Origin of the sequence: Psychrobacter urativorans, assembly GCF_904846695.1 — a bacterium.
GTDB lineage: Bacteria > Pseudomonadota > Gammaproteobacteria > Pseudomonadales > Moraxellaceae > Psychrobacter > Psychrobacter urativorans.
Genome location: NZ_CAJHBR010000022.1, coordinates 1 through 25,553 on the forward strand (window position 1 = coordinate 1; position 25,553 = coordinate 25,553).

Here is a 25,553-nt window from a genome sequence, read left to right on the forward strand (position 1 = left end):
ATTTGGGGCTATTATCAGTCAGTGAGACCACACCGTTTTAATGACTATTTAACACCGCTAGAAAAAGAGAAACGCTACTTCAACAAAAACCTCTTATCAGGTGTCCTAAATTAGTTGACCACTATACACCGACTTCGCCTAGCTCTAAGCTTTCGGCAGGAGTATAGCCGTTAAACATGTAGCTGCCTAATTGTCCAATACTAGGAGTGCTATGAAAGTAGGTAATGATTAAAGCGCTAGCGATGGTGTAAATGATGGTATAGATAGCATTTACTCGGCATAACGCTAACACCATCAATACAACAAATGGTAGTACTGAATAAGCATGTACTAAGCCGCTATCAAGCAGCTGCGACTGCAACAGGGTAACTTGAGCTAAATCGCCGCTACCCGCCTGCCCAGAGAAGAACCAAAACAGCCCCGCAGTAATGAGCCACGCAGGTACCGTGGTATACATCATATTACTAATATGCTCAAACAAATCAATGCCCACAACAGAAGAAGCAAGGGTACAAGTATCTGATAGTGGGGACATTTTATCAGCAAAGAATGCGCCTGAGACGATAGCACCTGCAGCAATAGCGACGTTGGCATCAAAGGCATTACTCATCCCAATAAAGGCCACACCTATCGTCGCTGCCGTGGTCAAACTACTGCCCAGCGCCACCCCAATAATAGAGGTCAAGACAAAGGCGGAGATATAATAATACTGCGGAGATATTAGCTCAAAACCATAGTACATAATGGTGGGAATAGCGCCCGACATCATAAGAGCGGCGACCAGCAAGCCAATAAAGAACAATAGATAAATCGCACCGATACCACTGGAGACGCCTGAGGACATCTGCTCCTGCATCTTCTCAAAGCTTAAGCCCTTGAACATACCTAGGGCCAGCAAGACAGCAATAGCTAGCATCAATGATAGGTGTGGCACCCAGCCAAAGCCGATCATGGTAACCCCCATAATCGCGATGACAACGCTAGCAACGATAAAGGCTACCTTAGCAGATAGCTCGGTAAGTACTTGTGGAGGCATAACACATCCTTATGTTGCCAATTTGATTTAGATTTTTAAAGGTTTTATTGAGTTGTTGTTATTTATCGAGCAACTTGTCGGTTTTTGCTGCCATGATAAAGTCATTACTATGTAGGCCTTTGATACTGTGCGACCACCAAGTAACGGTAACCTTGCCCCATTCCACCAAAATTCCAGGGTGATGCCCTTGCGCTTCGGCAACCTCTGCCAGTTGATTGGCAAATGCCATAGCCTTAACGAAGTTCTTGAACTTATATTCACGCTGCAACTGATTGATGCCATCAACATTAATCAATGACCAATCAGGAATCTGTTGTAACAGCTCGCTTGCCTCTGCAGCGCTGACTGTTGGTGCACCGATACGGCAGACTTCACAGCTAGATTGTGATAACTCGGTCATGGTATTCTCCTATAATTATTTTGGATTGTGCTAGATTGTTTTAATTTAAGCTGATCTAATTTATTAAATGGTTTGATCTATCCAATAAACTATCTAGGCATTCTTTGTTGGGTAGGTAGGCTCAAATAGACCTAGTGACAAGGCTTTTTTGACCACACTCATGATGTCACTATCGACGATGTCAAATAAAGTGTCTAGATGATCAATAGCATAGTAAATAGGCTGAATTTGATCTATACGATAAGGGGTGCGTAAGACATCGAGCAAATCAAACTCTCGGCACTCTGGTTGATGTTGGGGCTCATCGCTTAGCGCATATATGGTCTCAGAGGGTGAGCTTAATATACCGCCGCCATAAATCCTACGCGACGCCTTACCTTGGTCACCGCTCTGCCCGACCAAGCCAAACTCAATGGTAAACCAGTACAACCGCGCCAGACACATGCGCTCTTCTTTACTAGCATTCAACCCCAGCTTGCCATAAGTCTCGTTAAAAGCGGCAAAAGCAGGATGAGTAAGCAGCGGACAGTGGCCTACGATTTCATGGAAAATATCAGGCTCTTCAATATAGTTCATATCCTCAGAGCGCCGGATAAAAGTGGCTACCGGAAAGCGTTTATTTGCTAAGAGTTTAAAAAACTTACCGAAGCTAATCAATGCAGGCACAGCGGCAGTCTGCCAACCTGTGGCGTCTTGTAGTACCGCGTCGATATCATAAAGTTGTGGGATTTGGGTGGTAGGGAGGTTTAGTTTGTCCAGCCCTATTAGATACTCTGAGCAGGCGCGATTGGGTATTTGCTTGGCTTGACCCTCAAGCAGCGTTTGCCATATGGCGTGCTCGTCGTCACTATAATCAATGTGACCATTGACATCAATTTGATGTGATATATAGGGTTGCTTTTCATTATTAATTTGGTCGCTGCTAGTCTTGTTGCTGTTAGTCTTGCCATTATTAGAATTGGGGCTTTGAATATTAGAAGCTGTGCGTTCCATGCCTACTGTCCTTCTGAAGTCAATTCGCTATAGTTGGTACTGTGCTATCCTCGCTACAGGTATTGATGCTAATGTCTTCACTAGAGTTATTGGTGGTAGTTTTATATTGAACTCATTGTTATCTTAAATTTTTACAGTCATTCATGACTGATTCTTTATTAGCAACATTTTATGAATGCTGTCTTATTATTGATGTTCGATTGCTGGAATCTCAATAAAGATACCTTGCTATTCATAGTGGCAGGACAAAATCCTTGCTGTCCTGCCGGTTACTGACTGATCTATTTACTGTATTACTGTTTAGATCTCTGTAGTGCTTTCAACTTCACCAATAACTCCGCGGCTAATTTGATCCCGTTCTATCGATTCAAATAGCGCCTTAAAGTTACCTTCACCGAAGCCATCTTCATAATCACCTTTACGCTGAATGAATTCAAAGAATACGGGGCTACCCAAAATGGTCTCAGAGAAAATTTGTAGTAGCAGACGCGGTGTACCGCCTTCGGTTGTCCCATCTAGCAAGATACCACGCATCTGTAGGTCAGAGATATTCTCACCATGACCCGGTAAACGCTCATCAAGCATTTTATAATAAGTATCTATTGGCGCAGTCATTAACGGAATACCTGCCGCTTTAAGTTTATCGATACTGGCAAATAAATCATCACTTGCTAAGGCAATATGCTGAATACCTTCACCGTTAAAGTGCATTAAATACTCTTCGATTTGTCCACCGCCTTGCTTAGATTCTTCATTTAGTGGAATACGAATCTTGCCATCAGGAGCAGTCATTGCTTTGCTGGTCAAGCCGGTATGTTCACCTTTGATATCAAAAAAGCGAATTTCGCGGAAATTAAATATGCGCTCATAAAAGCTTGCCCAATAAGCCATGCGACCACGGTAAACGTTATGCGTTAAGTGATCGATAACTTTAAAACCATGACCCACAGGGTACTTGTCTACTTCTGGAAGAAACTCAAAATCGACGTCATAAATAGATTTACCGTCTTCAAAACGATCAATCAAATAGATAAGTGAGCCGCCGATACCTTTGATAGCTGGTAGTCTAAGCTCCATTACCCCAGTTGGTACGTCTACTGGCTGCGCACCGTTCTCAATTGCTAACTCGTAAGCTTTCTTGGCATCTTTGACACGAAATCCCATGCTAGTCGCCCCTGCTCCATGCTCTTCAACAAAATAGCTGGCTGGGCTCTTGGGTTCACGGTTTAGTATGAGGTTAATGTCACCTTGACGGTATAGAGCGACATCTTTAGATCTATGATTGGCAACATGAGCAAAGCCCAGCTGCTCAAAAAGTGCGGATACCGCTTCAGGTTTAGGTGAGGCGAATTCAACAAAATCAAACCCGTTTAGTCCCATTGGGTTTTCAAATAAATCTGCCATTGTCATTATCCTTAATTTCAATTGGTGGTATAAAAACGATAAAAATATAATGCTAAAAAATAGCGGTAATCAATAATTCTTATTGACGATGCATTTATATTAGATTAGCTTGATTTATAAGACTAATTGTATTTAATGATTTATTTATCAGGTTTCCTTATGAATGTGAGTATTCGTCAGTTAGATGCATTTATCAAAGTCGCTGACAACGGCAGCTTCACTCGTGCCAGTGAGCAGATGCATTTGACCCAGTCTGCGGTCAGCGGATTGATTAAAGAGTTAGAGAGCAACCTTGAGATCGTATTGTTTGATCGCACTACTCGGCAGCTGTCGTTATCTACGGTGGGGCGAAATCTGCTGCCACAAGCTCGTAGAGTCCTCAACGAAATGCACTTGTTTGTCAATGAAGCGAGCAGCTTGACCAGCTTGGCCCAAGGTCAAGTACGTTTGGCGGTATCACAATTTGCCGCCTCATCCATGCCGGCAGTGGTGGCGCAATTTACTAAAGCGTACCCTGACATTAGCGTGTCATTATTAGATTGCTCAGCAGAGAATGTGCTGGAGTACATCCAGAACATTGAGGTAGATTTGGGCGTAGGCGTAGAGCTCAGTTATATGGAGGCGGACGATGACATCAGCGCCGACTTGTTATATCAGTTGCCTTTTTGTGTGGTGATGCCTGATGATCATGAACTGGCTAAGCAAAGCGAGATCACTTGGCAGCAGCTCCTAGGTACTCCGCTGATTACTCTAAATGGTCCCATTAACGAGCAAGTAACGGCGGAACTGGAGGAAGCCGTTGCTAATCACATACAGCAAGCGCGCTATAAAGTGAACTTTATGTCCACAGCCCTTGAGATGACTCGTCAAGGCTTTGGCATCACCTTATGCCTACCCTATATGCCTGAGGTTATCGATTGGGTAAGCGCCAATGGGTTACAAATGCGGCCGCTAGCACAACCTGTTAAAATGCGCCGATTCTTTATCTATCAGCGCTCATCTCGAGGGCTGTCGCCTGCTAGTATTGTCTTTAAACAGTTTTTACAAACCTATTTTCACAGCTATTTCAATGATTTACAGAGTTTTTGAGAGGGCTTTGAAGCATGCTTTAAGAGCTAAATGAGCGAAGTAATGCTTGTAGGAGAATCTAACGCTGAGTGAATAATTAAACGGGTCTAAGCCTTTTTGGCGGCTTTGGCCCCTTAAAAATAGACGCTGATGTCGAAGTAGGCACTTACTGTTAATATAACAAAGCCACGAGTAGTGTCAGATTGCATGACAAGATCAGCTTTCTTAAAAAGCTAAGGTAGAACAGCCTTGTTTACTCTTTGCTCTACTAAGCTATAGATCATCAGTGCCTCTGCATTAAGCAGTTGATGAGCGTATTATGCTCAAAAGGGCAGCTGGCTTTGCAAAACGATAGTCTTACAAACAGCTTAATCTTAATAGCAAAAACCACCTATAAAGGTGGTTTTTGCTATTAATTTTCTGTCCACATATAGTGTCGATAACTTTAAGAAAATCCCATTAAAAAGAATTCTGTTACAAAGATAAATTTAAATTTTGATATTATCAAAAAATAACATGAGCACATAATGCAATAATCGGTAATGAAATAATGGTTCTTAATAAAAATATTATTAATAACTGAAAAAAGCTAACTGGAATTTTTGTTCCTAAAATCAATCCGCCTACTTCTGACATATAGATCAGCTGAGAAACTGACAAGCAAGCTATTACAAATCGGGTTAACTCTGATTCTATTGAAGAGCCGATGATAGCAGGTAAAAACATATCTGCAAAACCCACCATGATGGTTTTTGACATTTCTTGCGCAAAAGGTATATTTAATAACTCTAGCAATGGAATAAATGGCATGCCTAAGTAATCAAATACTGGGGTTTCTTCTGCAACGATCAAACCCATAGTGCCAATTGCCATAACTATAGGTAATATTCCAATCCACATATCCAAAACATTTTTTGATCCGTCTTTTAAGAAAGAAGAAAAGCTTGGACTATCATCAGCTTTTTGCACCGCTTTATGTAAGCTGTAGGTAAATAATGTTTTTCCTTCAGGAATAGTTTCATGATCCTTATCATCATTTTCTACTATATAGGTATTTTCAATTTTAGATAAAGGGAACAGTTTTGGTAATATAAAAGCACAAACAATGCCACATAATGCGACTACCCCAATCATATTGATAAAGTAATTTTCCAGCTTAACCTGAGAAATCACTACTAAACAAAATGTAATCGAAACTGCGGAAAAACTAGTAGCAATAACTGCCGCTTCTTTTTTAGTATAGAAGCCACCTTGTAATTGTTTATCAGTCAATAATACGCCAATAGTGCCGTCACCCAACCATGAGGCTAAGCAATCTACAGATGATCTACCTGGTAAACCAAATAACGGTCGCATTACTTTACTTAATAAGACCCCAACAAACTCTAATAAGCCAAAATCAAGTAGTAGCGGTAGCAATAATCCAGCTAAAAAAAACACAATAAAAAGTATTGGCATTAACTCATATAGTACTAACCCGCCACTACTATCTGAATATATTACTTCATAAGAATATTTAAAATAGGTCACTATAACAAAAAACGCCCCTAGTATTCTGAGCGTAACCCAAGGCATTGTGACATTAAGTAAATTATTTAAAAATTTATTATTTAAAATAAACGAAGGTTTCATGATTTTGGTATATAAGGTAAAAACAAGAGTAACCATAATCGAAATTACCACCAATAGTGGCAAAAAGTCACTCATATAACCTTGTATATAATCCTTCATGACAGATATAGGAATGGCAAATCCTTCTGTATAGGATACAAACTTACCATCTACATAGGGAATGGGAAGTATAAAAATAATTAAACCCAGCATAGAGGGTATAAAAAATTTTAAAAACTGTTTTATACTTATATTAGTATTCGCACTGCTAACCACTTGATCCGAGGTATTTAATTTAATATCCATATTATTTTACTCGCAGTCCCTTTTTAACCAACATAAAAATTTATATAATAAATTTTTATGTTGGATGTTTTAGCTCCATTTTAGGTATTTTGTACTAATAATTATTTAAAAGAGACTGGGTGACTTTTTCTAAAATTTTAAATATTCTAGTTGAATCGTCTTTTGAATTATTATAAAGGGGATTAATTTCTGCCATTTCCCAACAGCATACTTTCTCATTTTTAATTAATTCTATATTGAGTTGCATTGCTTGCTCATAGGAAAGGCCATTCTTTGCAGGAGTGCCTGTTCCTGGAACATATAAAGGATCAACACTATCAACATCGAATGAGACATAAATATGATCACAGTATTCCAGTTTTTTGAAGATTTCCTCTACTGTAGAACTAATGCCTTTTTGAGTTATTTCAGCAACTGAATATAAGGGGATTTTATGTTTTTTAATTAAGGCCATCTCCTCTTCTTGGTAATCTCTAACGGCACAAAAAACTATATTCTCCGGTTTGATTGATGGTTCATCAGAAGCTAGAAACTTTAATTTCTCCCAGTACTGTTTTTCTTTTTCGGAGAGCTCATTGCGCTTACATTCCAAATTGTCAATGGCACAAGCCATTGCCAAAGGCATCCCATGCATATTCCCTGACCCACTGGTATAGGGTGAATGAAAATCAGCATGGGCATCTATATAAACCACACCAATTTCAGAATCAGGGTGCGCCATCTTAAGACCATGCATAGTTCCTGCACAACTAGAATGATCTCCAGCTAAGATAATTGGAAACTTATTCTGATTTCTTATATCTTTCACTTTATGGGCTAGCTTAGATATGATCGGTTCAATCACATCAGCATATTTTGCATGCAAAAATTGTGACTCTCCTTCATGATTACTATCATCTTCAATACTTTCGAGTTGCAATTTTTCAAAATAATCTGCATTGAGTTCTTTTGATGACGCTTTTAATGCCTCGATACCTAGAGAGGCACCTTTTTTATACCCTGCAATATCTGAATAAACTTCTACTATTGTTATGTTTTTCATCAAATCAGTCATTATTTTGTCTCTATTAAAGAAAATAAATTTTTACATAGTTTGAGTTTAAAATTACATTCATCTTTTTTTATATGGTTACGACACAGCCATCGCTTCATTGGTTACTACGCTAGGTTCTTTCACTACCGAATATAGATTTTTAGGGTCAGCTTGCTGAGGTATCAAATCTAAAATTTCATATCCTTGTTGCTCTTTGATTAAGTCTCGTAAAAAGACTAAAGCGGTAAAGTCTTCTGATGCAAAACCAACGCCATCAAACACTACCAGATCATCAGCTGACTTTCGAGCTGGTACTTCGCCTTTCAAGATGCGATGGAATTCAGTCACAGGGAAGTCGCTTGATAATTTTTGAATCTCACCTTCAATGCGTGTCTGAGGTTCAAACTCCACAATCACATGATCTGCTCGCATTAATATATTGCTATCCAGCTCTGTCTTGCCCGGACAATCACCGCCTATCGCATTAATATAAACACCTTTTTCGATTATATCGTCTCGTAAAATAATGGCATTTGTTTTGTCAGCTGTACAAGTAGTGATGATGTCTGCACCTAAAACAGCTTCCTCTAACGTGCGACAAACAATGACTTTCAAACCTGAGTCTGAAAGGTTATGAGCCGTTTTCTGCGACGCCGCTGAATCAATATCATACAAACGAACTTCGCAGATACCTATTATGGCTTTCATACCTAATGCTTGGAATTCAGACTGCGCTCCGTTCCCTATTAATGCCAGTGTTTTAGCACCTTTTGGCGCACAATGTTTGGCCAACATAGCGGATGTAGCAGCAGTACGTAATGCCGTAAGGATACACATTTCTGTAAGCAAAATAGGATATCCGGTTTCAACATCAGACAAGATACCCATAGCCGCCACGGTCTGTAGATTGCGTTTGGTATTAATGGGATGACCATTTACATATTTACAAGCAAACATATCTCCATCACTTACTGGCATTAACTCTATAACACCGTTTTTGGAATGCGAAGCAAAGCGAGAAGACTTTTCAAATTGCTCCCAACGAAGGAAGTCTTGCTCTAAAGCATCTACTAGATCGGTAATACATTGCTCAATGCCATAATCATGAATCATTTTAGCCATCGCTTGTACACTAACGAATGGAACTCCTTGCTTGGGCGATACGATAAAATTCGACATATTTTACTCCTAGACGGTCTTTGTGAACGATGTTAAATATCTTAGCAAGGCTGAGTGTTGGTTAAAATGCAAAAAAATTACTAAATAAGCACAATTATTTTGCATTTTGCTAACGCACACTGTACATTTTGATAAACACAACGCACAGTAGGTAAGAAATCTAATGAGAAGATATATTTACGATAATTTGGATAGTGAGCTTATCTCAGAGTTGAGAGGAGATGGTCGAGCGACTATTTCACATCTTGCCCAAAGGCTAAAAGTATCTCGTGCAACGATACAAAATCGGATCGATAGACTGATATCTAACGGTGCGATTCTTGGCTTTACTATTCGAGTGAACGAAACTTTAGATCAAAGAACTGTAAAAGCTCTTATGATGATCGAAATATCTGGACACTCCACCTCTCAAGTCATCAGAAAACTACGAGGCATACCAGAACTAGTAAAGTTGCATACCACAAATGGGGCTTGGGACCTTATTGCTGAAATAAACACGCCAACTCTAAGTGAGTTTGATGAAGTGCTACGTCAAGTGCGGGAGGTCGAGGGTATTTTAAATAGTGAAACAAGTGTCTTACTTTCGAGTTTTTAATATGACCATGCTCAGGAACATATGCTCCGTACAGTGTAACAATGCCATTCCTTAGTGGGGCTTAAACCTTAAATTGTCGCCCACGTGATAACGGCTTTGAGGCCGTTAAAGAATGTTAGAAGCCGCCTATGCAATCCTTTATTGACATCATATGTAACGCTAAGATTGCACTCCATCTTGGCTTCAAATACCATGGCGATAGAATGGGTATTAACTTACAGAAATATTTCAAAATGTAAAAATAGCGCTTGTAAAGTATTTTAATATCAGTAATTATATCTTTTACTTTTCTCTCAACTAAAACACTTTATGAGTCTTGGAGATGTAATTTTGACTATTAAATTATCCCCACTTACGCTTTCAGTTATTGCCGCACTCACTATGCTTGCAAGCTCACAAGCAACTGCTCAAATTAGCGCTATCAATGCTGATGCTAAATACGGTGCTTATGGAGAGGAAACTGCCTATACGCTTATTCGTGAGCATGCTGGCAGGTATACAGGCGGCAATATGGAATTAGAGGCTGCTAAGTACATGCAAGATCGCATGACTATCAGCAATGCTAGCGACAATCAAGCTGAGATACGCCCTTTTAAAGTGAAGCCAACACGCGGTATCTTTAAAGATCAAGATATTACCAGTCATAACGTGGTAGTTACCCAAAAAGGCACTACTGACAAAACTTTATATGTCGGCGCTCATTACGATTCTGCAATCGCATATCCTAATTACAAAACGCTTGAAGCACTTGATGATAATGCATCAGGTTCTGGTGTGTTAGCAGAGTTAACCAAGAACCTTAGTGGTATTGATTTAGAGCATAATTTACAATTTATCGCTTTTGGTGCTGAGGAAGACGGTCTTAAAGGCTCTAAAGCGTTTGCCCGCGACTTGACTGATGCGCAAAAAGCATCTGCATTGGGTATGGTCAACCTAGATAGTCTAATCACTGGCGACTTTATGTACGCGCACTCAGGTCGTAACTCCTACGATAAAAACGGTAACGCTGTCCCTGAAAATACCACTTTACGTGATAATGCTCATCGTATCGCTAAAGAGCTTGGCATAGAATTAAAAATGAATCCAGGTCTTATCCCAGAAGGCCAAACTAAGCCTTATCGTCCCGCTGGCGTTGGTTGCTGTAGTGATCAAGACTCGTTTGATGGCCTAATGCAAGTGGTTGGTTTTGAGTCAACAAACTGGGAGCTTGGTGACGACTTAGATGGCTATACCCAGACTGATAACCCAAAAATAGAAGATGGCTATACTTGGCATGACCCTAGTAAAGATAATGAGAAGTACCTCACAGAAGCCTTTGGGAAAGATCATATCTCTCAAAGAATGGCAGACTACTCTCGTATTATCACTCGTCTGCTTGTTGAGCAGACCAATGCCGACATCATTCAATCGAACAAAAGCGCTATCAGTCTCCAAAATATGATGGGATTACAGTTGAAAGAAGCGGCAACTGGTTCGCATTCTGCGATAGTTGAACGCGCTAACTCTGTAGCATTAACTACATCTGAGCCATCTGAATCAGGTATAAATTTTTGGGTCGACGGTTCCCAAAGCTATGTTGATGCAGATGACATAGATAATGGTCACCGCGCCCAAGTGGGTGTGTACGGTGAATATGCCTCCAATCCAAACTGGCGTGTCGGTTTAGGTTTGCAAGCTGCCAATCAGTACAATAGTGATATTGATAACGGTATCAAGACAGATACAAACTACGGCGTCCAAGCCTACTCTCTACTTGGCAATAAGAACTCTGCTTGGTGGAATACCACCTCGCTGAACTATTCTAAGCACAACTTAGATACCAACAGAACGGTAAAACTTGACACCCATGATGGTATTAATATCATTAACAACAGCCATCAAGACCGTGCCGATGCTGACGTATTCAGTGCCTATAACGAACTAGGTTATAATTTCTTGATGAACGAAAAGGTTAAACACGGCGCTTTTTTAGCTCTTAACTACAGCAAAGTAGATATTGACGGTTATAACACGGGTGCCGTTGATTCTCGTACTGCTTTAACCGTTAATAGTACCTCTAGTGATGCGTTCGATGCTGAGCTTGGCTATCAAATGCAGTATAATTTCAATTTCAAAGGTGCTCCTACTAAGCTTCAAGGTAAGCTTGCATACGTCAATGTTATTGAGGATGGCATGCTTGATAGTTTGACAACCACTTCTTCAGCTGACGGCCAAAGACGCGATGTCAAGATCGGTCAGTTAGATAATGATGACAGCTACGGTCGTTTGGGTCTAAGCGTAAGCAGTAAGGTCCATAAAAAAGTACATGCTTATTTAAATGGCGATACTACCTTTGCTCGTGATAATAAACAAAGTGCGGTACAAGTAGGTTTACAGTACCAGTTCTAAGTTATCGGGATCACTAATCAACAAGAAAGGCGTTACTTATTAAATTAAGTAGCGCTTTTTTTGTTAATTAATAGGGTTAAATACCCTTTTAAGAGTGCTGGTAACTATTTCAACATTAGCAGCCCCATCAAATAGCTTGAGCACAATATTAACCGCAGTCTACTCTATAACTGGTGCGTGAATTCATTATATATCACTCGACAAAACGGCAGGGTTAGCTTTACCGGACTGACGCCTGAGCAAGCCCAACGCCTACAAACAGAGCTTGGCATCTACAGGGTTTCTGCCTATTAGCGACCTAGTAGCTAATAGCTAATAGCTAATAGCTAATAGCTAGCTCACACATATGTGTGGCCGGACTCAATGTCAGTAATATTGATATGGTGCTAATGCGATAGTAGAAGTCCTCAAAGACTAATGCGCAAAAGAAAAAAGACTGATTTATACCAGCCCGATAGCAAACCATACCGCTAACCACAGATCGAATTACAGAGCGAACTATAGATCGAAGTACAGAGCGGCTAAGTTACCAAAACTCCTTGCAATATGCTTGGTTATAAATTACATTATTCGTAAGTAGTTAAACATATCGTAATTTATTGAGCTGATTGTTATAATACAGACTAAGCAAATATTATATTAATTAAGCCACTTATAAACATTTAGCAAGGAGCATTTCATGTCAACGATTGACAAAAACCTCACTTCATTTATCGATATCGCTAGCGATTCTGATTTCTCAATTCATAACCTTCCTTACGGCATCTTTAGTGAAACCGAAGACGGCGAACGCCGTGCTGGTGTGGCCATTGGCGATCAAGTATTGGACTTATCAGTTGTTGAAACTGAAGGTCTACTGACCCTAGAAGGTGGCCCCTATTTTGATCAGCCTACGTTAAATCCCTTTATTGAATCTGGTCGCAACAACTGGACAAAAGCTCGTAAAACTATCCAAACCCTACTCTGTACCGACAGCAAAGCCTTAAGTGACAATCAAGACTTAATGAGCAAGGCACTGTTCAAGCAAGCAGACGTCACCATGCATTTGCCAGTACGCGTACCTGGCTATACTGACTTTTATTCTTCTAAAGAACATGCCACCAATGTTGGCACCATGTTCCGTGATCCTGACAATGCCTTATTGCCCAACTGGAAAGAGATGCCTGTTGCTTACAACGGTCGCGCCAGCACTGTCATCGTTAGCGGTACCGATATTATCCGTCCCTCAGGTCAGCTAAAACCCAGTCCTGATGAGCGTCCTATCTTCTCACCTTGTAAGCGCCTAGACTTCGAGCTTGAGACCGCTTTTATCGTTGGGAAGCCTAACAAAATCGGTCAGCCTATCGCCATTGAAAACGCTTGGGATCATATCTTTGGCATGGTGTTATTTAACGATTGGTCAGCTCGTGACATTCAAAAATGGGAATACGTACCCTTAGGTCCGTTTAACGCCAAAACTTTTGCGTCTGAGATTTCACCTTGGATTGTCACTTTAGACGCTCTACAACCTTTTAAAACCTCAATTCCTACTCAAGATCCACAGCCGTTAGCCTATTTACGTGAGAAAGCTGGCGATAACAGCTTTGATATTAACTTATCAGTAGAGCTGTTAACTGCAGACGCTGATACCGCAACTGTTATCTGTAAGAGTAACTTTAAATATATGTATTGGTCGATGACTCAGCAGCTGACGCATCACACCATCTCTGGTTGCAAAGTAGAAGTTGGTGACATGATGGGTTCTGGTACGATTTCAGGGCCAACGCCAGATACGTTCGGCTCAATGCTGGAGCTGGCTTGGAACGCAACCAAACCAGTTAAACTTAATAATGGTGAGACACGTAGCTTTATCGAAGATGGCGACACTGTGATTATGAAAGGTTATTCTGAGAAGGATGGCATTCGTGTGGGCTTCGGTGAGGTACGCGGTACTGTATTACCCGCTTTAGAGTTTAATTTTTCAGACTAAGCAGGGCTCTAATATAAATTTAAAACCCTGCTCTACTTTATAAATAAATTTTTATAAATTGCAGTTCAAGCAAGCAAAGCAGCCACTGTATTTTTATTATTATAAACCTACGGTTGCTGTAACTGCACTCTGTTGATTATTTATCAAAAGGATATTGATAATGACCTTTAAAATAGAACAAATCCATCACGTTGCTTATCGTTGCAAAGACGCCAAAGAAACCGTCGAATGGTATAAAAAGCACCTAAATATGGACTTTATCTTGGCATTTGCTGAAGACCATGTGCCTTCGACCAAAGCCTTTGATCCCTATATGCATGTGTTTTTAGATGCTGGTAATGGCAACGTATTGGCATTTTTTGAAGTGCCTAATCAACCTGAGATGGGCTTTGATCCTAATACTCCAGACTGGGTGCAGCATTTAGCGATGAAAGTAAAAGACCGTGATACTTTAATGACTGCTAAGAAGCATTTAGAGGACGGCGGTATTGACGTTATCGGAGTTACCAATCACGGTATCTTCCATTCTATTTATTTCTTCGATCCTAATGGTCATCGTATGGAACTGACCTACGATGATATTACTTCAGAAGAAAAAGTCTCGATGATTACTGAAGAAATCAAGCAAGATATGCTCGATGAATGGACGCGGACCAAACGTGCCCCTGCCCATACGCACTTTTTGCATGCCGAAGAACTTACCCAAGCAAAAGAGCATTTTCCTGTTGGAGAATAACAGAAGGTAAAAAGCAAAAGTTAACTTTTAAATCCTTAACCTTTAAACACAATATTCGCTAAGCAATTTGATAGCGTTGAGCTATCGCCCGTACTTTATCCGCCACTTCATGCTGCTTACTCATAGGCAGCTGCTCTGAAGTACCAATAATAGTAATGGCATAGTCTAATGGCAAATCTTTGACAAGGGCCTCTGTAGCGCCATCTTTATTGTTAGCCGATTTCGGCAATAGTACTGGAATAGTAATAGCGTTAATACCTATTAGCATGTCACCGGTGACCGTCGCATAACCTTGGGTGCGAACATCAGCTTGTAGCTGCTTAAAGTGCAGCCACTTAGCCAATATTTCAGCGCTGCTGACGGTAGCAGATTCCCCTTGCCACTCTGCCATTACTAATGGTTTGATGATCGCCTCTGGTTGATAGCTGGCAAACAACTGACCTGTGGCAGAAGTTGTAAGCGGCATACGTGAGCCGATACGCGTAATAATACTGATTGGGCTATCTGGTTCAACGGACTGAATAATAATAGGGCCTTCACTAAACCACTTGGCAATTTGTACCCCGCAGTTTAGAGCCTCTTTAATGTCATTGGCCACCGTAGTCAAGCGCTGCAAGATGTTGTTTTGGTCGACACTTGTCTGGCCTAGAGCGTTAATCCGTTCGCCCAGCCCATAGCGTCCATCATCGAGCTGACGAGCATAGCCTTTGCGAATCAGGCTAACCAAATAACGATGAGATTTGGCTGGATGCATCTGCATCTCTTGAGCTATGGCTTTTAGCATCATAGGCTCGTTATAGGCGATGAGTACATCTAATATCGATAACCCAATCTCAAGGGACTGTACACCACCTTGACTCTTGTTCGATGTTAAAGGATTACTTAAGGTTGAAGCGTTATCTGATGATGACATTATTTGCTCAGTTGCCTATTTTTTACTCAGTTAAATGAAGATACGACTTGATGCTTATATCTGACAGTTGAAATAAGCCAGATTTTCCTTTTCCGCTTATCAGTCTAAGCATTCAGTTTAAGCATATTGGTTTAAAACCTGCTTGTGACGACTCATAACACCTTCTTAAGTTTAGCAGGTTTATGATCGTGACTGATTATATACATAATGATGAGCGTTTGATACCTGCCCAAAATGGAGAATAATGATGATGAAGCTTTTTAATTACTTTCGCAGTAGTACCTCTTACCGTACTCGTATTGCCATGAACCTCAAAGGTTTGGATTACGACTATATCGCGGTTAATTTGGCCCAAGATGAACAGTTAGAAACAGCATTTAAAGCTATTAATCCACAAGGTTTAGTGCCTGTATTGCAGACAGATGATTTACTACTATATCAAAGCCCTGCTATTTTGGAGTGGTTAGAGGAGACTTATACGCAGAACCCTCTATTACCTAAAGATGCTGCAGGGCGTATGCAAATACGAGCACTTAGCGCTATGATTGGCTGTGATATCCATCCCCTTAATAATCGTCGTATCTTGCAGTATCTGCGCAACGAGTTAACGGTTGGTGAAGATGAGGTGATGCTCTGGTGCCAACATTGGATGACTGAGGGCTTTGCGGCTTTAGAGAAACTATTAGCAGAAAACAGATCAACTGGGAAATTTTGCTACGGCGACAGTCCAACGTTTGCAGACTGCTATTTAGTACCCCAAGTCTCCTCTGCCCGCCGCTTTAAAGTAGATTTGACACCTTATCCTAATATCGTTGCTATTGATGAGCATTGCCGCTCGCTTAAAGCTTTTGATGATGCTGATCCTGTAAAGCAACCTGATGCGCCAAATCTTTGATACTGTTTTTTTACACGAGTTTTATCATATCTTACTAAGCTGTTTATTAGTTGCTGTACACTCAAACACTTAACAGCTGGCATGAGTCCACTTGCCAGCCTAGTTAAGCTGTTTCTTATTCACTGTGATCTTAATGTCTTATATTATATATATCACTAGCAACTTTTTCTGTTCAGAACTTTAATTAGGCAGTGTTGCAAATCTTGGGGTTTGAATTTTTAGGCGCAGTTAGGTTAGGTTAGGTTAGAAACTGTATTTGGCCATTACTTCAACTTGCTGACCTTTTTTTACTTGTGACAGGGTCTTGTTGCTTCGATCTCTCCATTCAATGCCAAAATCGAGATCTGGTAAATAATTATAGATAAGATTTACACTTTTTACATTTACAGAAGTATCAGCTGCATCGTCTACATTAATCTCACCATAACGCATGTTACCAAGAAGCTTTTCTGTAAATTTATGCCTATATCCTACAGTGAAACCGGTTTGCGACACAAGCTCGCCGTTTTCAGCATCACAATCTAACGACCCAGTCGCCCCAAGCACTCGTCCAACACATATTGTTGAATAGGCACCCATCCCTTTACCGTTGAATACGCTTGCATGTAATGAGTCATTACCCAGTTTGAGTTTGCCCGCTAAAGAAGCACCGACGCCTACATCTGAATCGTTTCCGTTTTTAGTTTCACGGGCAGTAACTGCTAAGTTGTAGCTAAGATCAGATAGGTTGTTTTTGTAGCTAACCACCATATCAGGCAGGTTAGCTTCCTCGTAAACAGGTTGTTGAGCGGTAAAACGAAGCCCTTTATGAGTATAATGCACCGTCAAATCTGGACGAATATCAGCGCCCCCACCAGAGATGGTTCCCAACCCCGTACCCCGAAAATCAAGCTGTTCAGTCAAAAGTGGATAGACAGCCAAAAACTGTCCATTCCATGTCTTTCCTACGGTTAAATCATTGATCTGAACATAAGCGTGGCGAAGTCGCAATTCTGAACCGCCATTTGCTGCATTACCATAAAAATCCCCTTCAATAAAACCCGTTAATTTTTTAGCATCCACCTGCTTGGTAGTTTTAAGGTTAATACGAGACTGCCGTGCACTACCTTTGAACTCGGAGTCACCTTTATCTGGAGAATAATAGATACCCTCAGCTTTAACATACCCGCCGATACTTAGAGTAGTGCTTCCATTTGTGACCAGATCTATGGCTTGTACCTGTGTACATACGCCAAGAACCGCTAAACTAAAAGACAAATTTTTGATATAAAGCATGATCTATACATTCCTTGTATTATTTAAAAATCCCTTTAAAGCTCTTTAAGTTCATATCGCTACTTTATTTTTTCAACTCATAAATGCCAGTACGATTTCCTTGTACAAAAACATGTATTTTCTACTCTAGCTGACACTTTCAAAAGCGCTAATTGCGGCTTTTTTCATATCATCGATATTTTTCTTTTGTCCACTGGCTTTGTCAAGATAGACCAATACTGACTCACCGCTAGCGACAATAGTATTCATAGCCGTACTATAATAGGTATATTCATGAATCAAGCTGGCATTGCCAACTTTCTTGATTCGAACCCCAATCCACAAGATATCAGGGTAGATCACTGGCTTGAAATATTGACAGGATGACGCAGCCATGACTGAGAAAGTCTTTTCATTAAATAAATTTAATTGACTGTTGTAGTGAATACGAGCGTTTTGGGCATAGGTATAATAGACCACATTATTGACATGCCCGAAAGAATCCATATCACCCCACTCTACTTGTTGAGAGTAAATAACGGCAAAACCATGCATAGGATGATCACTATCTTTATTCAACGTCTCTTGTATTTCTGGTAATTTTGCTAAAGCTTTCATAGTTGCCTCGTTCAGTCATGGCAATGCGCATAATCATTGCAATTATTAGTAAGCTCATTTATTAGTAAGCTCATTCGACTATAGAGTTGCCGTTATCAATAGGAATTTGCGGATTAAATCAATTTTTCTGCGTACATCATCCGCATTTTTTTCTTATCGAGCTTGCCCACACTAGTTTTTGGCATTTCTGTTAAGAATTTTATTTCACTTGGGACGCCATACTTTGGTAAATAGCCTTTTTCAACTGCTTGGTGACCTAACGCTAAAATCTCCTCCGCTTTGATATCAACATGCTCAGGCTTTAGAACTACTAACGCTAGAGGGCGTTCACCCCACTTTTCGTCCGCTACTCCAATGACGGCCACCTCAGCAACACAAGGATGAAAGGATAAAATATTTTCGACTTCAAGCGAGGATACCCACTCGCCACCTGACTTAATAACATCTTTGAGCCTATCAGTAATTTTTAGAGTGCCATCAGCGGTAATGCAGGCAATATCTTGGGTATGCATCCAACCACCGCGCCATAACTCATCGCCAGCATCTGAATTTTTGAAATAGCTTTGGGTTAGCCAAGGCGCTCGGACCACAAGCTCCCCTGTCGACTGACCATCCATAGGTAGAGCTTTGCCGTTCGCATCCCATAGTTCCATTGAAACGAGCATAATGGGTGAGCCAGAAAGACAACGATAATTGATCTGTTCAGTTATCGTCATATCATTTGTCTGATCACCGAATGCCATTCTGGCGAGGACAGGACAGGACTCTGACATTCCAAACCCCGAGATAAACTCTATGCCACTTTCAATAGCGGCTTCAGCCAGACCTTCATTTAGTTTGGAGCCCCCTACTGATAACTTAAGACCATTAAACTTGCGTCCTCGCGTTGCCATTTCTTTGATTAACATTTGTAAAATAGTTGGCACGCCATGTGAGAGGGTTACTTTGTGCCGTTCAATCAGGTCAACCAGTACTTCGGATACATAGCGCCCTGGATATACTTGTTTAAGCCCTATCATGGTTGCGCCATAAGGCCAACACCATGCATGCACATGGAATAAGGGCGTCATCGGCATATAGACATCATTGTAGCGAGCACCTTGACCCTCGGCACTAAGTGCAGATGCTAACGTACTCGATAGAGTTTGTAATACGATTTGTCGATGGGTAAAAAAGACGCCCTTTGGATCTCCGGTCGTGCCACTGGTATAAAAGGTCGTGGCGATGGTATTTTCATCAAAGTCGGGAAAATCAAACTCATCGCTGACTTCGGCTAACATTGCTTCGTACTCACCTTCGACATAATCTGGCATACTAGCTTGCTGAGTTTTTATATTCTCTTCACTATATTGAGCGTCATCCAGCCAAATAATTTTTTCAATAGAAGGAGCTTCATAAAGATAATTTTTAGCCATTGGCTCAAATTCAGCATTTAATAACAAAGCTTTAGGTTTGGAATGGTTGATGGTATAGAGCACTTTATCTTCAGCCAAGCGTACATTGACGGTTTGTAGAATCATTCCAGACATCGGTACTGCAAAATAGGCTTCAAGGTAACGATGACTGTCCCAATCCATAACAGCAACCACATCACCTGCTTGCAAACCCATATTTTTTAATACGTTTGCCAGGCGGTTAATACGCTTAAAAAATTCAGCATAGGTATAAGTAACCTTATCTGCATAACTGATAGTTTGCTCTTTAGAGGCAATTTTTGCGCGGTTTAGTAGCTGTTTAATAATCAAAGGAAAACCATAAGCTTCTTGAGCTTGCTGATAGTCCTCATGTTGATTAAGTATCGTAGTCATTATTGTCGTCCTTGATAATAAATATTATGGTGCAAGTATTGAAAGAGTTAGACTCGTTCTATCACCATGGCAAGCCCTTGCCCGATGCCAATGCATAAACTGACTACCGCATATTTCTCACCCGTACGCTGTAGCTCGCGAGCAGTACTTAAGGCGATTCTGGCGCCTGATGCACCTAGCGGATGTCCAATAGCAATCGCTCCACCATTAGGATTGACACGTTTGTCATCAAAATCAATATCCAAACCTTTTAGACAGCCAAGCACTTGCGACGCAAACGCTTCATTAATTTCAATAATAGACATATCATCAAGCGTCAAGTCAGCACGTTTCAATGCCAGCTTAATCGCCTCAACGGGACCAACACCCATAATATTAGGCTCAACACCCATAGCACCGGATGAAAGAATCTTGGCAATAGGCTTAAAACCTAGCTTTTCCTCTGCTTGCTTTGAGCCAATGATAAGAGCAGCTGCACCATCATTAATACCTGATGCGTTGCCTGCTGTGACTACACCTTCGTTATTTAAAGGCTTGAGTTTTTGTAGTGCCTCAACAGTTGAGCTGGCACGAGGATGTTCATCTTCTGATATTGATTTTTCTGGTAATTTTCTACCTTGCGATACCATAATTGGGGTTATTTCATCATCAAAGAACCCAGCTTTTTTTGCCATTTGATACTTAGCCTGCGATGCCGCTGCAAATTTATCCGCTTCTTCACGAGTAATGCCGTATTTTTGAGCAACGTTATCACCCGTTTGCGGCATACTATCGCTACCGAACTGTTTTTCGATGATTGGATTGGGGAAGCGACTGCCAATGGTCGTATCAAATACTTTGAATTCACGGCTAAAAGGCTGCTCGGTCTTAGCAAATACGAAGGGTGCTCGGGTCATTGACTCAACGCCCCCTGCTAAAATGATGTCTCCCTCATTACAAGTAATACTACGAGCAGCATCAATGATAGTCGATAATCCTGAAGCGCATAGACGGTTGACGGTTTGACCAGGAGTTTTGACATCTAGGCCTGCTAACAACGCAGCATTACGGGCGATATTGCGTGAGTCCTCACCAGCTTGATTAGTATTACCGATCAACACTTCATCAAAAATATCATTAGGCAATTGGTGCTTTGCAACTAAGGTCTTGATCACTGTGGCAATTAAGTCATCAGGACGAACCGTTGCTAATGCTCCACCGTGACGACCAAAAGGACTTCTTAATCCATCATAAATATAGGCGTTTAACATAACTGTTCCTTGTTGTGTTTTGAGAGTTTGTCTTATTAAAAGATAGGGTTTAGTAATATGGTTAAATAACTAAGTCATTAGCCTGAATAGGTGCTCTGCTTGGTGAACAAGGAGATGCCTAGTTTGGCACGGCGTTGTAGCCATGGACTAGGACGATAACGTGGATCACCAGTTAACCCATAAATGCGTTCTAGGATAAGTAAGATTCGCTGAGCACCAAGCTCATTGCCCCATGAGATAGGACCATACGGATAGCCTAATCCTAGCTTTACGGCATTATCGATATCCTTTGGTGTGGCAATACCTTGCATGGCAATATCACATCCAAGATTAACGATCATTGCAATGACTCGTTGCGCCACAAAGCCGGTGCTTTCAGTAATGAGTGTGGCATCAACAGCTGCCTGTGGGGTTGCTTTATCCTCAACTAAGCGGTTATCTAACCCTTTACCAAATAAAGTATAGGCTTGAGCCACAAAATCATCCTGGGTGACGATACTTGGCATCAGGGTACGATGCTTAGATAATTCAGTCAGCATATCAATGGCGACTGCTTGTTTAGGATTTACTTGATAGCGAATAGCAGCATTGGTGGTATCCTCGCCATAGATTGCCAGCAATACCAAACTGTCAGATTGTGGTTCGTCATTTTTATCAATCGTAATATTGTTGGCATTTAGGTAATTAACAAGCTGTTGCTTATCTTCTGCTAAATCTGCCCCAATCCAAACTGATATGTTCGAGATATTGGAATCTGTCTTATAAGGTAATTGTTTAGAGGTATCTGCTGTCTGTTTTTGACCGTCTTGTTTTTTATTTTCTGAGTAGTGGTAAAAGCCTTCACCAACTTTACGTCCAAGCTTTTTCCCCATTAGCATCTGACGAGTTAGCGGATGGGGGCGATAGCGGTCTTCATGATAGAACTGGTTATAGATTGACTCCATAACGGGATGGGACACATCAATACCGGTGAGATCAAGTAGCTCAAATGGTCCCATTCGAAAGCCTGCTCCTTCACGCAAGATGCAATCGATGTCCTCGAAACTTGCGACCCCCTCGCCTAATATTTTTAAGGCTTCGGTGCTATAAGCTCTACCACCATGATTAACAATAAAACCTGGCGTATCTTTCGCTATCACACCTAAATGTCCGATGCGCTTGGCTAACTCTTTAAGCGTTTCTACCACTGAAGCTTTAGTGGAGATACCCGGAATAACTTCAACGATTTTCATTAGCGGCACTGGATTAAAAAAGTGAAATCCTGCCACGCGCTCTGGATGATCGCAATCAGAGGCAATCGCAGTCACCGCTAGGGATGAGGTATTGGTTGCCAAAATCGTATTAGCAGAGACAATACTTTCCACCTGTTTAAAAAGCTGTTTTTTTATTTCTAAATTCTCTATGATTGCTTCGATTACGAGGTCAGCCTTCGCAATTTGGGTCAGGTCCTCGATTACAGTCAAATTAGTTAAAGTCGACTGTAGCTGTTGATCGGTAAACTTACCTTTAGCGGTTAGTTTTTCGAGCATGGTTTGAAGAGATTGTCGCCCTTGCTCAGCAGCTCCTGCCTTCGCATCAAACAAGAGCACTTGAATACCCGCTTGAGCAGCGATTTGGGCGATTCCCATACCCATAATACCAGTGCCAATAATGGCTAATGTGTTCACGGTCATAATAATCCTTTATATACTCTCGTTACTTTGAATGCTCTTGTCGAATAGTGTGGTTTTCAGAGTTAATTAGCTCTACCTATCTATAATTTGACAAGCTACTGTCCTTTGTATTCAGCACTACGTTTTTCCAAAAAGGCTTTTGCCCCTTCTTTTTGGTCTTCAGTATCGAATAAAATTTGAAAGGCTTTACGCTCTAAAGCCAATGCGGCTTGTAGGGGCATGTCTACGCCAAGACTAGCAACTTCTTTGATCTGGGCTAAGGCAATAGGCGAGTAATGCGCTAGTTGCTCTGCAATCTCGATGGCGCGTTTGATAGTCGCTTCATCCTCAACGACTTCAGAGACCAGCCCCATTTGATCAGCGTCATCAGCGCTTATCATGTCACCCGTTAATATCATCTTCATGGCTTTATGTTTGCCAATTACTCGAAAGAGCCGCTGCGTACCCCCTGCTCCTGGCATCAGTCCAATTTTGATCTCTGGTTGTCCAAACTTAGCAGACTTTCCAGCGACAATAATATCGGCGTGCATAGCGAGCTCACAGCCACCGCCAAGCGCATAGCCATTTACTGCCGCTATGATCGGCTTACGACAATTAGTGATAGCATCCCAATAACGTTCGCTATGGCGTAAATACACATCGACTGTTTTTGCGGTTAAAAAATCATTAATGTCAGCACCGGCTGCGAACACCTTATCGCCACCTGTCAGCACAATAGCCTTAGTATTCACATCGTCGTTTAACCTATTGAAAATCTCTGCCATTTTTTCGCGTACTTCAGTGTTTAAAGCATTGCGAACTTTAGGACGGTTAAGTCTTATTACACTAACGCCATTTTCTTGTTGCTCACAAATAACGATTGGCTCTTCCATGGTGCTATCCCTTAAGCAATGTCCTTAGGTAAAGTACTGCAAGACCTAAAAAATATTGATATTTATGATAATTAATACCGCATAGCGATATTTAAGACCAATATATACTGTTTATTTTCCTTTGTGAAGAGTAAAACCGAGTTAATTTTAGAAAAAATCAGAATATTTGCGCTTTCATGTTTTTAAAAATACCGCAATGCGGTATTTTAAACCAAAAGTATTGTAATTTAAGAAACTATCAATTATGCTGTTTGTTCAAGGCCGTCACGAAGCCGCTATTAGTCTAAGTATTAACCAAACAAGGAAGAGTCACATGATCAGAGATAAGGAAGTTCTTAACCAAATTACCGATACTATTCGTCAATTCGTTAATAACCAATTAATACCGATGGAACATTGGGTAGCCGAAAATGACCGCCTTCCAGATGACATCATTAATCAAATGCGTGAGTTAGGACTGTTTGGGCTGACTATTCCTGAAGAATATGGCGGGCTTGGCGTTACGATGGAGGAAGAGGTCACACTAGCATTTGAATTAGGGCGCACATCGCCTGCTTTTCGTTCACTAATTGGAACAAACAATGGTATAGGCTCATCTGGTCTAGTCATTGATGGTACTGAAGCACAAAAACAGAAATACCTACCAAGACTCGCCAGCGGTGAAATCATCGGCTCATTCTGTCTGACTGAGCCGGATTCTGGCTCAGATGCCGCGTCATTAAAGACCACTGCCATCAAAGATGGTGATACCTATATTATTAACGGTACTAAACGCTATATTACCAACGCTCCTCAAGCTGGTGTATTTACTGTAATGGCGCGTACTGATCCAAAAAATAAAAGATCGGGCGGTATTTCAGCCTTTATCGTTGAGAGCGATACCCCTGGTATTACTTTGGGTAAAATTGATAAAAAAATGGGGCAAAAAGGCGCTCATACCTGTGATGTGATTTTTGATAATTGTGTCGTGCCTGCTGATGCTTTGATTGGTGGTGTTGAAGGTGTAGGTTTCAAAACTGCGATGAAAGTACTGGATAAAGGACGTTTACATATTGCTGCAGCAAGTACCGGAGCCGCTACTCGAATGCTAGATGATGCTTTGCACTATGCTGTTGAGCGTAAGCAGTTTGGACAGCCAATTGCCAATTTTCAGCTTATTCAGGCGATGCTCGCTGACTCAAAAGCAGAGATTTATGCAGCTAAATCTATGGTATTAGACGCCTCGCGCCTGCGTGACGAAGGGAAGAATGTCGTCACTGAGTCTTCCTGTGCCAAGATGTTTGCCACTGAAATGTGTGGCCGCGTTGCTGATAGAGCCGTACAAATTCATGGCGGTGCGGGTTATATTGCCGATTATGGTATTGAGCGTTTTTACCGTGATGTGCGTTTATATCGTCTATATGAAGGCACAACTCAGATTCAGCAAATTATTATCGCCCGCAATATGATTAAAGAAGTAAGTGAATAGCTTTTTGTTTGAACAACAAGGCAATATCGGTATTTGCTAGGATGTAAATACCGTAACCAAGACCCTATCAAGATAGTTTTTTAT

Annotated in this window: 20 protein-coding genes and 1 pseudogene; 7 read left to right on the forward strand and 14 right to left on the reverse strand. The window is 41.0% G+C overall.

Features of this window, described 5'->3' with window-relative positions; translation table 11 throughout:
• Positions 1-127: 127 nt before the first annotated feature.
• From JMY09_RS12140 to hppD, 4 genes and pseudogenes are all read right to left on the reverse strand, one after another.
• Positions 128-1,036 (reverse strand): annotated as a pseudogene (locus JMY09_RS12140) (Na+/H+ antiporter NhaC family protein); the annotation flags it as partial.
• A gap of 58 nt (positions 1,037-1,094) precedes the next feature.
• Positions 1,095-1,436: a 4a-hydroxytetrahydrobiopterin dehydratase gene (locus JMY09_RS12145; RefSeq protein WP_201623897.1), complete on the reverse strand. Its 342-nt coding sequence runs from the start codon at positions 1,434-1,436 to the stop codon at positions 1,095-1,097.
• Between the two features lie 93 nt (positions 1,437-1,529).
• A complete protein-coding gene (phhA, locus tag JMY09_RS12150; protein WP_201623899.1) occupies positions 1,530-2,429 on the reverse strand; it encodes a phenylalanine 4-monooxygenase in 900 nt (299 codons plus the stop codon).
• Positions 2,430-2,729: 300 nt separating this feature from the next.
• A complete protein-coding gene (hppD, locus tag JMY09_RS12155; protein ID WP_201623901.1) occupies positions 2,730-3,833 on the reverse strand; it encodes a 4-hydroxyphenylpyruvate dioxygenase in 1,104 nt (367 codons plus the stop codon).
• Between the two features lie 159 nt (positions 3,834-3,992).
• Here hppD and JMY09_RS12160 point away from each other — a divergent pair, with 159 nt between their 5' ends.
• Positions 3,993-4,922 (forward strand): LysR family transcriptional regulator, encoded by a 930-nt coding sequence (locus tag JMY09_RS12160; RefSeq protein ID WP_201623903.1) that lies wholly within the window; start codon positions 3,993-3,995, stop codon positions 4,920-4,922.
• Positions 4,923-5,405: 483 nt separating this feature from the next.
• Here the strand turns inward: JMY09_RS12160 and JMY09_RS12165 are convergent, their stop codons facing one another.
• From JMY09_RS12165 to JMY09_RS12175, 3 genes are all read right to left on the reverse strand, one after another.
• The gene (locus JMY09_RS12165; protein ID WP_201623905.1) at positions 5,406-6,818 is read right to left on the reverse strand and encodes a YjiH family protein; all 1,413 of its coding nucleotides are present in this window, start codon (positions 6,816-6,818) and stop codon (positions 5,406-5,408) included.
• 94 nt (positions 6,819-6,912) lie between these two features.
• Positions 6,913-7,872, reverse strand: coding sequence for an arginase (locus JMY09_RS12170; RefSeq protein WP_201623907.1), 960 nt, complete (start codon positions 7,870-7,872; stop codon positions 6,913-6,915).
• A 75-nt stretch (positions 7,873-7,947) separates the two neighbouring features.
• A complete protein-coding gene (locus JMY09_RS12175; protein ID WP_201623909.1) occupies positions 7,948-9,030 on the reverse strand; it encodes an ornithine cyclodeaminase in 1,083 nt (360 codons plus the stop codon).
• A 163-nt stretch (positions 9,031-9,193) separates the two neighbouring features.
• Here JMY09_RS12175 and JMY09_RS12180 point away from each other — a divergent pair, with 163 nt between their 5' ends.
• The 4 genes from JMY09_RS12180 to JMY09_RS12195 all read left to right on the forward strand — a co-directional run bounded on the left by JMY09_RS12180 (position 9,194) and on the right by JMY09_RS12195 (position 14,718).
• Positions 9,194-9,625, forward strand: coding sequence for an Lrp/AsnC family transcriptional regulator (locus tag JMY09_RS12180; protein WP_201623911.1), 432 nt, complete (start codon positions 9,194-9,196; stop codon positions 9,623-9,625).
• Between the two features lie 330 nt (positions 9,626-9,955).
• The gene (locus JMY09_RS12185) at positions 9,956-12,013 is read left to right on the forward strand and encodes an autotransporter domain-containing protein (protein ID WP_201623913.1); all 2,058 of its coding nucleotides are present in this window, start codon (positions 9,956-9,958) and stop codon (positions 12,011-12,013) included.
• Between the two features lie 679 nt (positions 12,014-12,692).
• Positions 12,693-13,982, forward strand: coding sequence for a fumarylacetoacetase (fahA, locus tag JMY09_RS12190; protein ID WP_201623915.1), 1,290 nt, complete (start codon positions 12,693-12,695; stop codon positions 13,980-13,982).
• 160 nt (positions 13,983-14,142) lie between these two features.
• Positions 14,143-14,718, forward strand: a complete 576-nt coding sequence (locus JMY09_RS12195; RefSeq protein WP_201623917.1) for a VOC family protein — start codon at positions 14,143-14,145, stop codon at positions 14,716-14,718.
• Positions 14,719-14,776: 58 nt separating this feature from the next.
• Here JMY09_RS12195 and JMY09_RS12200 read toward each other — a convergent pair whose 3' ends face one another.
• The gene (locus tag JMY09_RS12200; RefSeq protein WP_201623919.1) at positions 14,777-15,631 is read right to left on the reverse strand and encodes an IclR family transcriptional regulator; all 855 of its coding nucleotides are present in this window, start codon (positions 15,629-15,631) and stop codon (positions 14,777-14,779) included.
• Between the two features lie 250 nt (positions 15,632-15,881).
• On the opposite strand from JMY09_RS12200, the gene maiA reads away from it, so the two are divergent.
• Positions 15,882-16,526 carry a maleylacetoacetate isomerase gene (gene maiA / locus JMY09_RS12205; RefSeq protein WP_201623953.1) on the forward strand — a complete coding sequence of 215 codons (645 nt, stop codon included), beginning with the start codon at positions 15,882-15,884 and terminating at the stop codon, positions 16,524-16,526.
• Positions 16,527-16,769: 243 nt separating this feature from the next.
• Here maiA and JMY09_RS12210 read toward each other — a convergent pair whose 3' ends face one another.
• The 6 genes from JMY09_RS12210 to JMY09_RS12235 all read right to left on the reverse strand — a co-directional run bounded on the left by JMY09_RS12210 (position 16,770) and on the right by JMY09_RS12235 (position 24,001).
• Entirely contained in the window at positions 16,770-17,801 is a 1,032-nt protein-coding gene (locus tag JMY09_RS12210; RefSeq protein WP_201623921.1) for a hypothetical protein, read from the reverse strand.
• Positions 17,802-17,927: 126 nt separating this feature from the next.
• Positions 17,928-18,398 carry an acyl-CoA thioesterase gene (locus JMY09_RS12215; protein WP_201623923.1) on the reverse strand — a complete coding sequence of 157 codons (471 nt, stop codon included), beginning with the start codon at positions 18,396-18,398 and terminating at the stop codon, positions 17,928-17,930.
• Positions 18,399-18,511: 113 nt separating this feature from the next.
• A complete protein-coding gene (locus JMY09_RS12220; RefSeq protein WP_201623925.1) occupies positions 18,512-20,206 on the reverse strand; it encodes a fatty acid--CoA ligase in 1,695 nt (564 codons plus the stop codon).
• A 47-nt stretch (positions 20,207-20,253) separates the two neighbouring features.
• Positions 20,254-21,456 carry a 3-oxoadipyl-CoA thiolase gene (locus JMY09_RS12225; RefSeq protein ID WP_201623927.1) on the reverse strand — a complete coding sequence of 401 codons (1,203 nt, stop codon included), beginning with the start codon at positions 21,454-21,456 and terminating at the stop codon, positions 20,254-20,256.
• A gap of 77 nt (positions 21,457-21,533) precedes the next feature.
• Positions 21,534-23,135: a 3-hydroxyacyl-CoA dehydrogenase gene (locus JMY09_RS12230; RefSeq protein ID WP_201623955.1), complete on the reverse strand. Its 1,602-nt coding sequence runs from the start codon at positions 23,133-23,135 to the stop codon at positions 21,534-21,536.
• A gap of 89 nt (positions 23,136-23,224) precedes the next feature.
• Positions 23,225-24,001: an enoyl-CoA hydratase gene (locus tag JMY09_RS12235; protein ID WP_201623929.1), complete on the reverse strand. Its 777-nt coding sequence runs from the start codon at positions 23,999-24,001 to the stop codon at positions 23,225-23,227.
• A 313-nt stretch (positions 24,002-24,314) separates the two neighbouring features.
• Here JMY09_RS12235 and JMY09_RS12240 point away from each other — a divergent pair, with 313 nt between their 5' ends.
• The gene (locus tag JMY09_RS12240; protein WP_201623931.1) at positions 24,315-25,469 is read left to right on the forward strand and encodes an acyl-CoA dehydrogenase family protein; all 1,155 of its coding nucleotides are present in this window, start codon (positions 24,315-24,317) and stop codon (positions 25,467-25,469) included.
• The last annotated feature ends 84 nt before the right edge of the window (positions 25,470-25,553 follow it).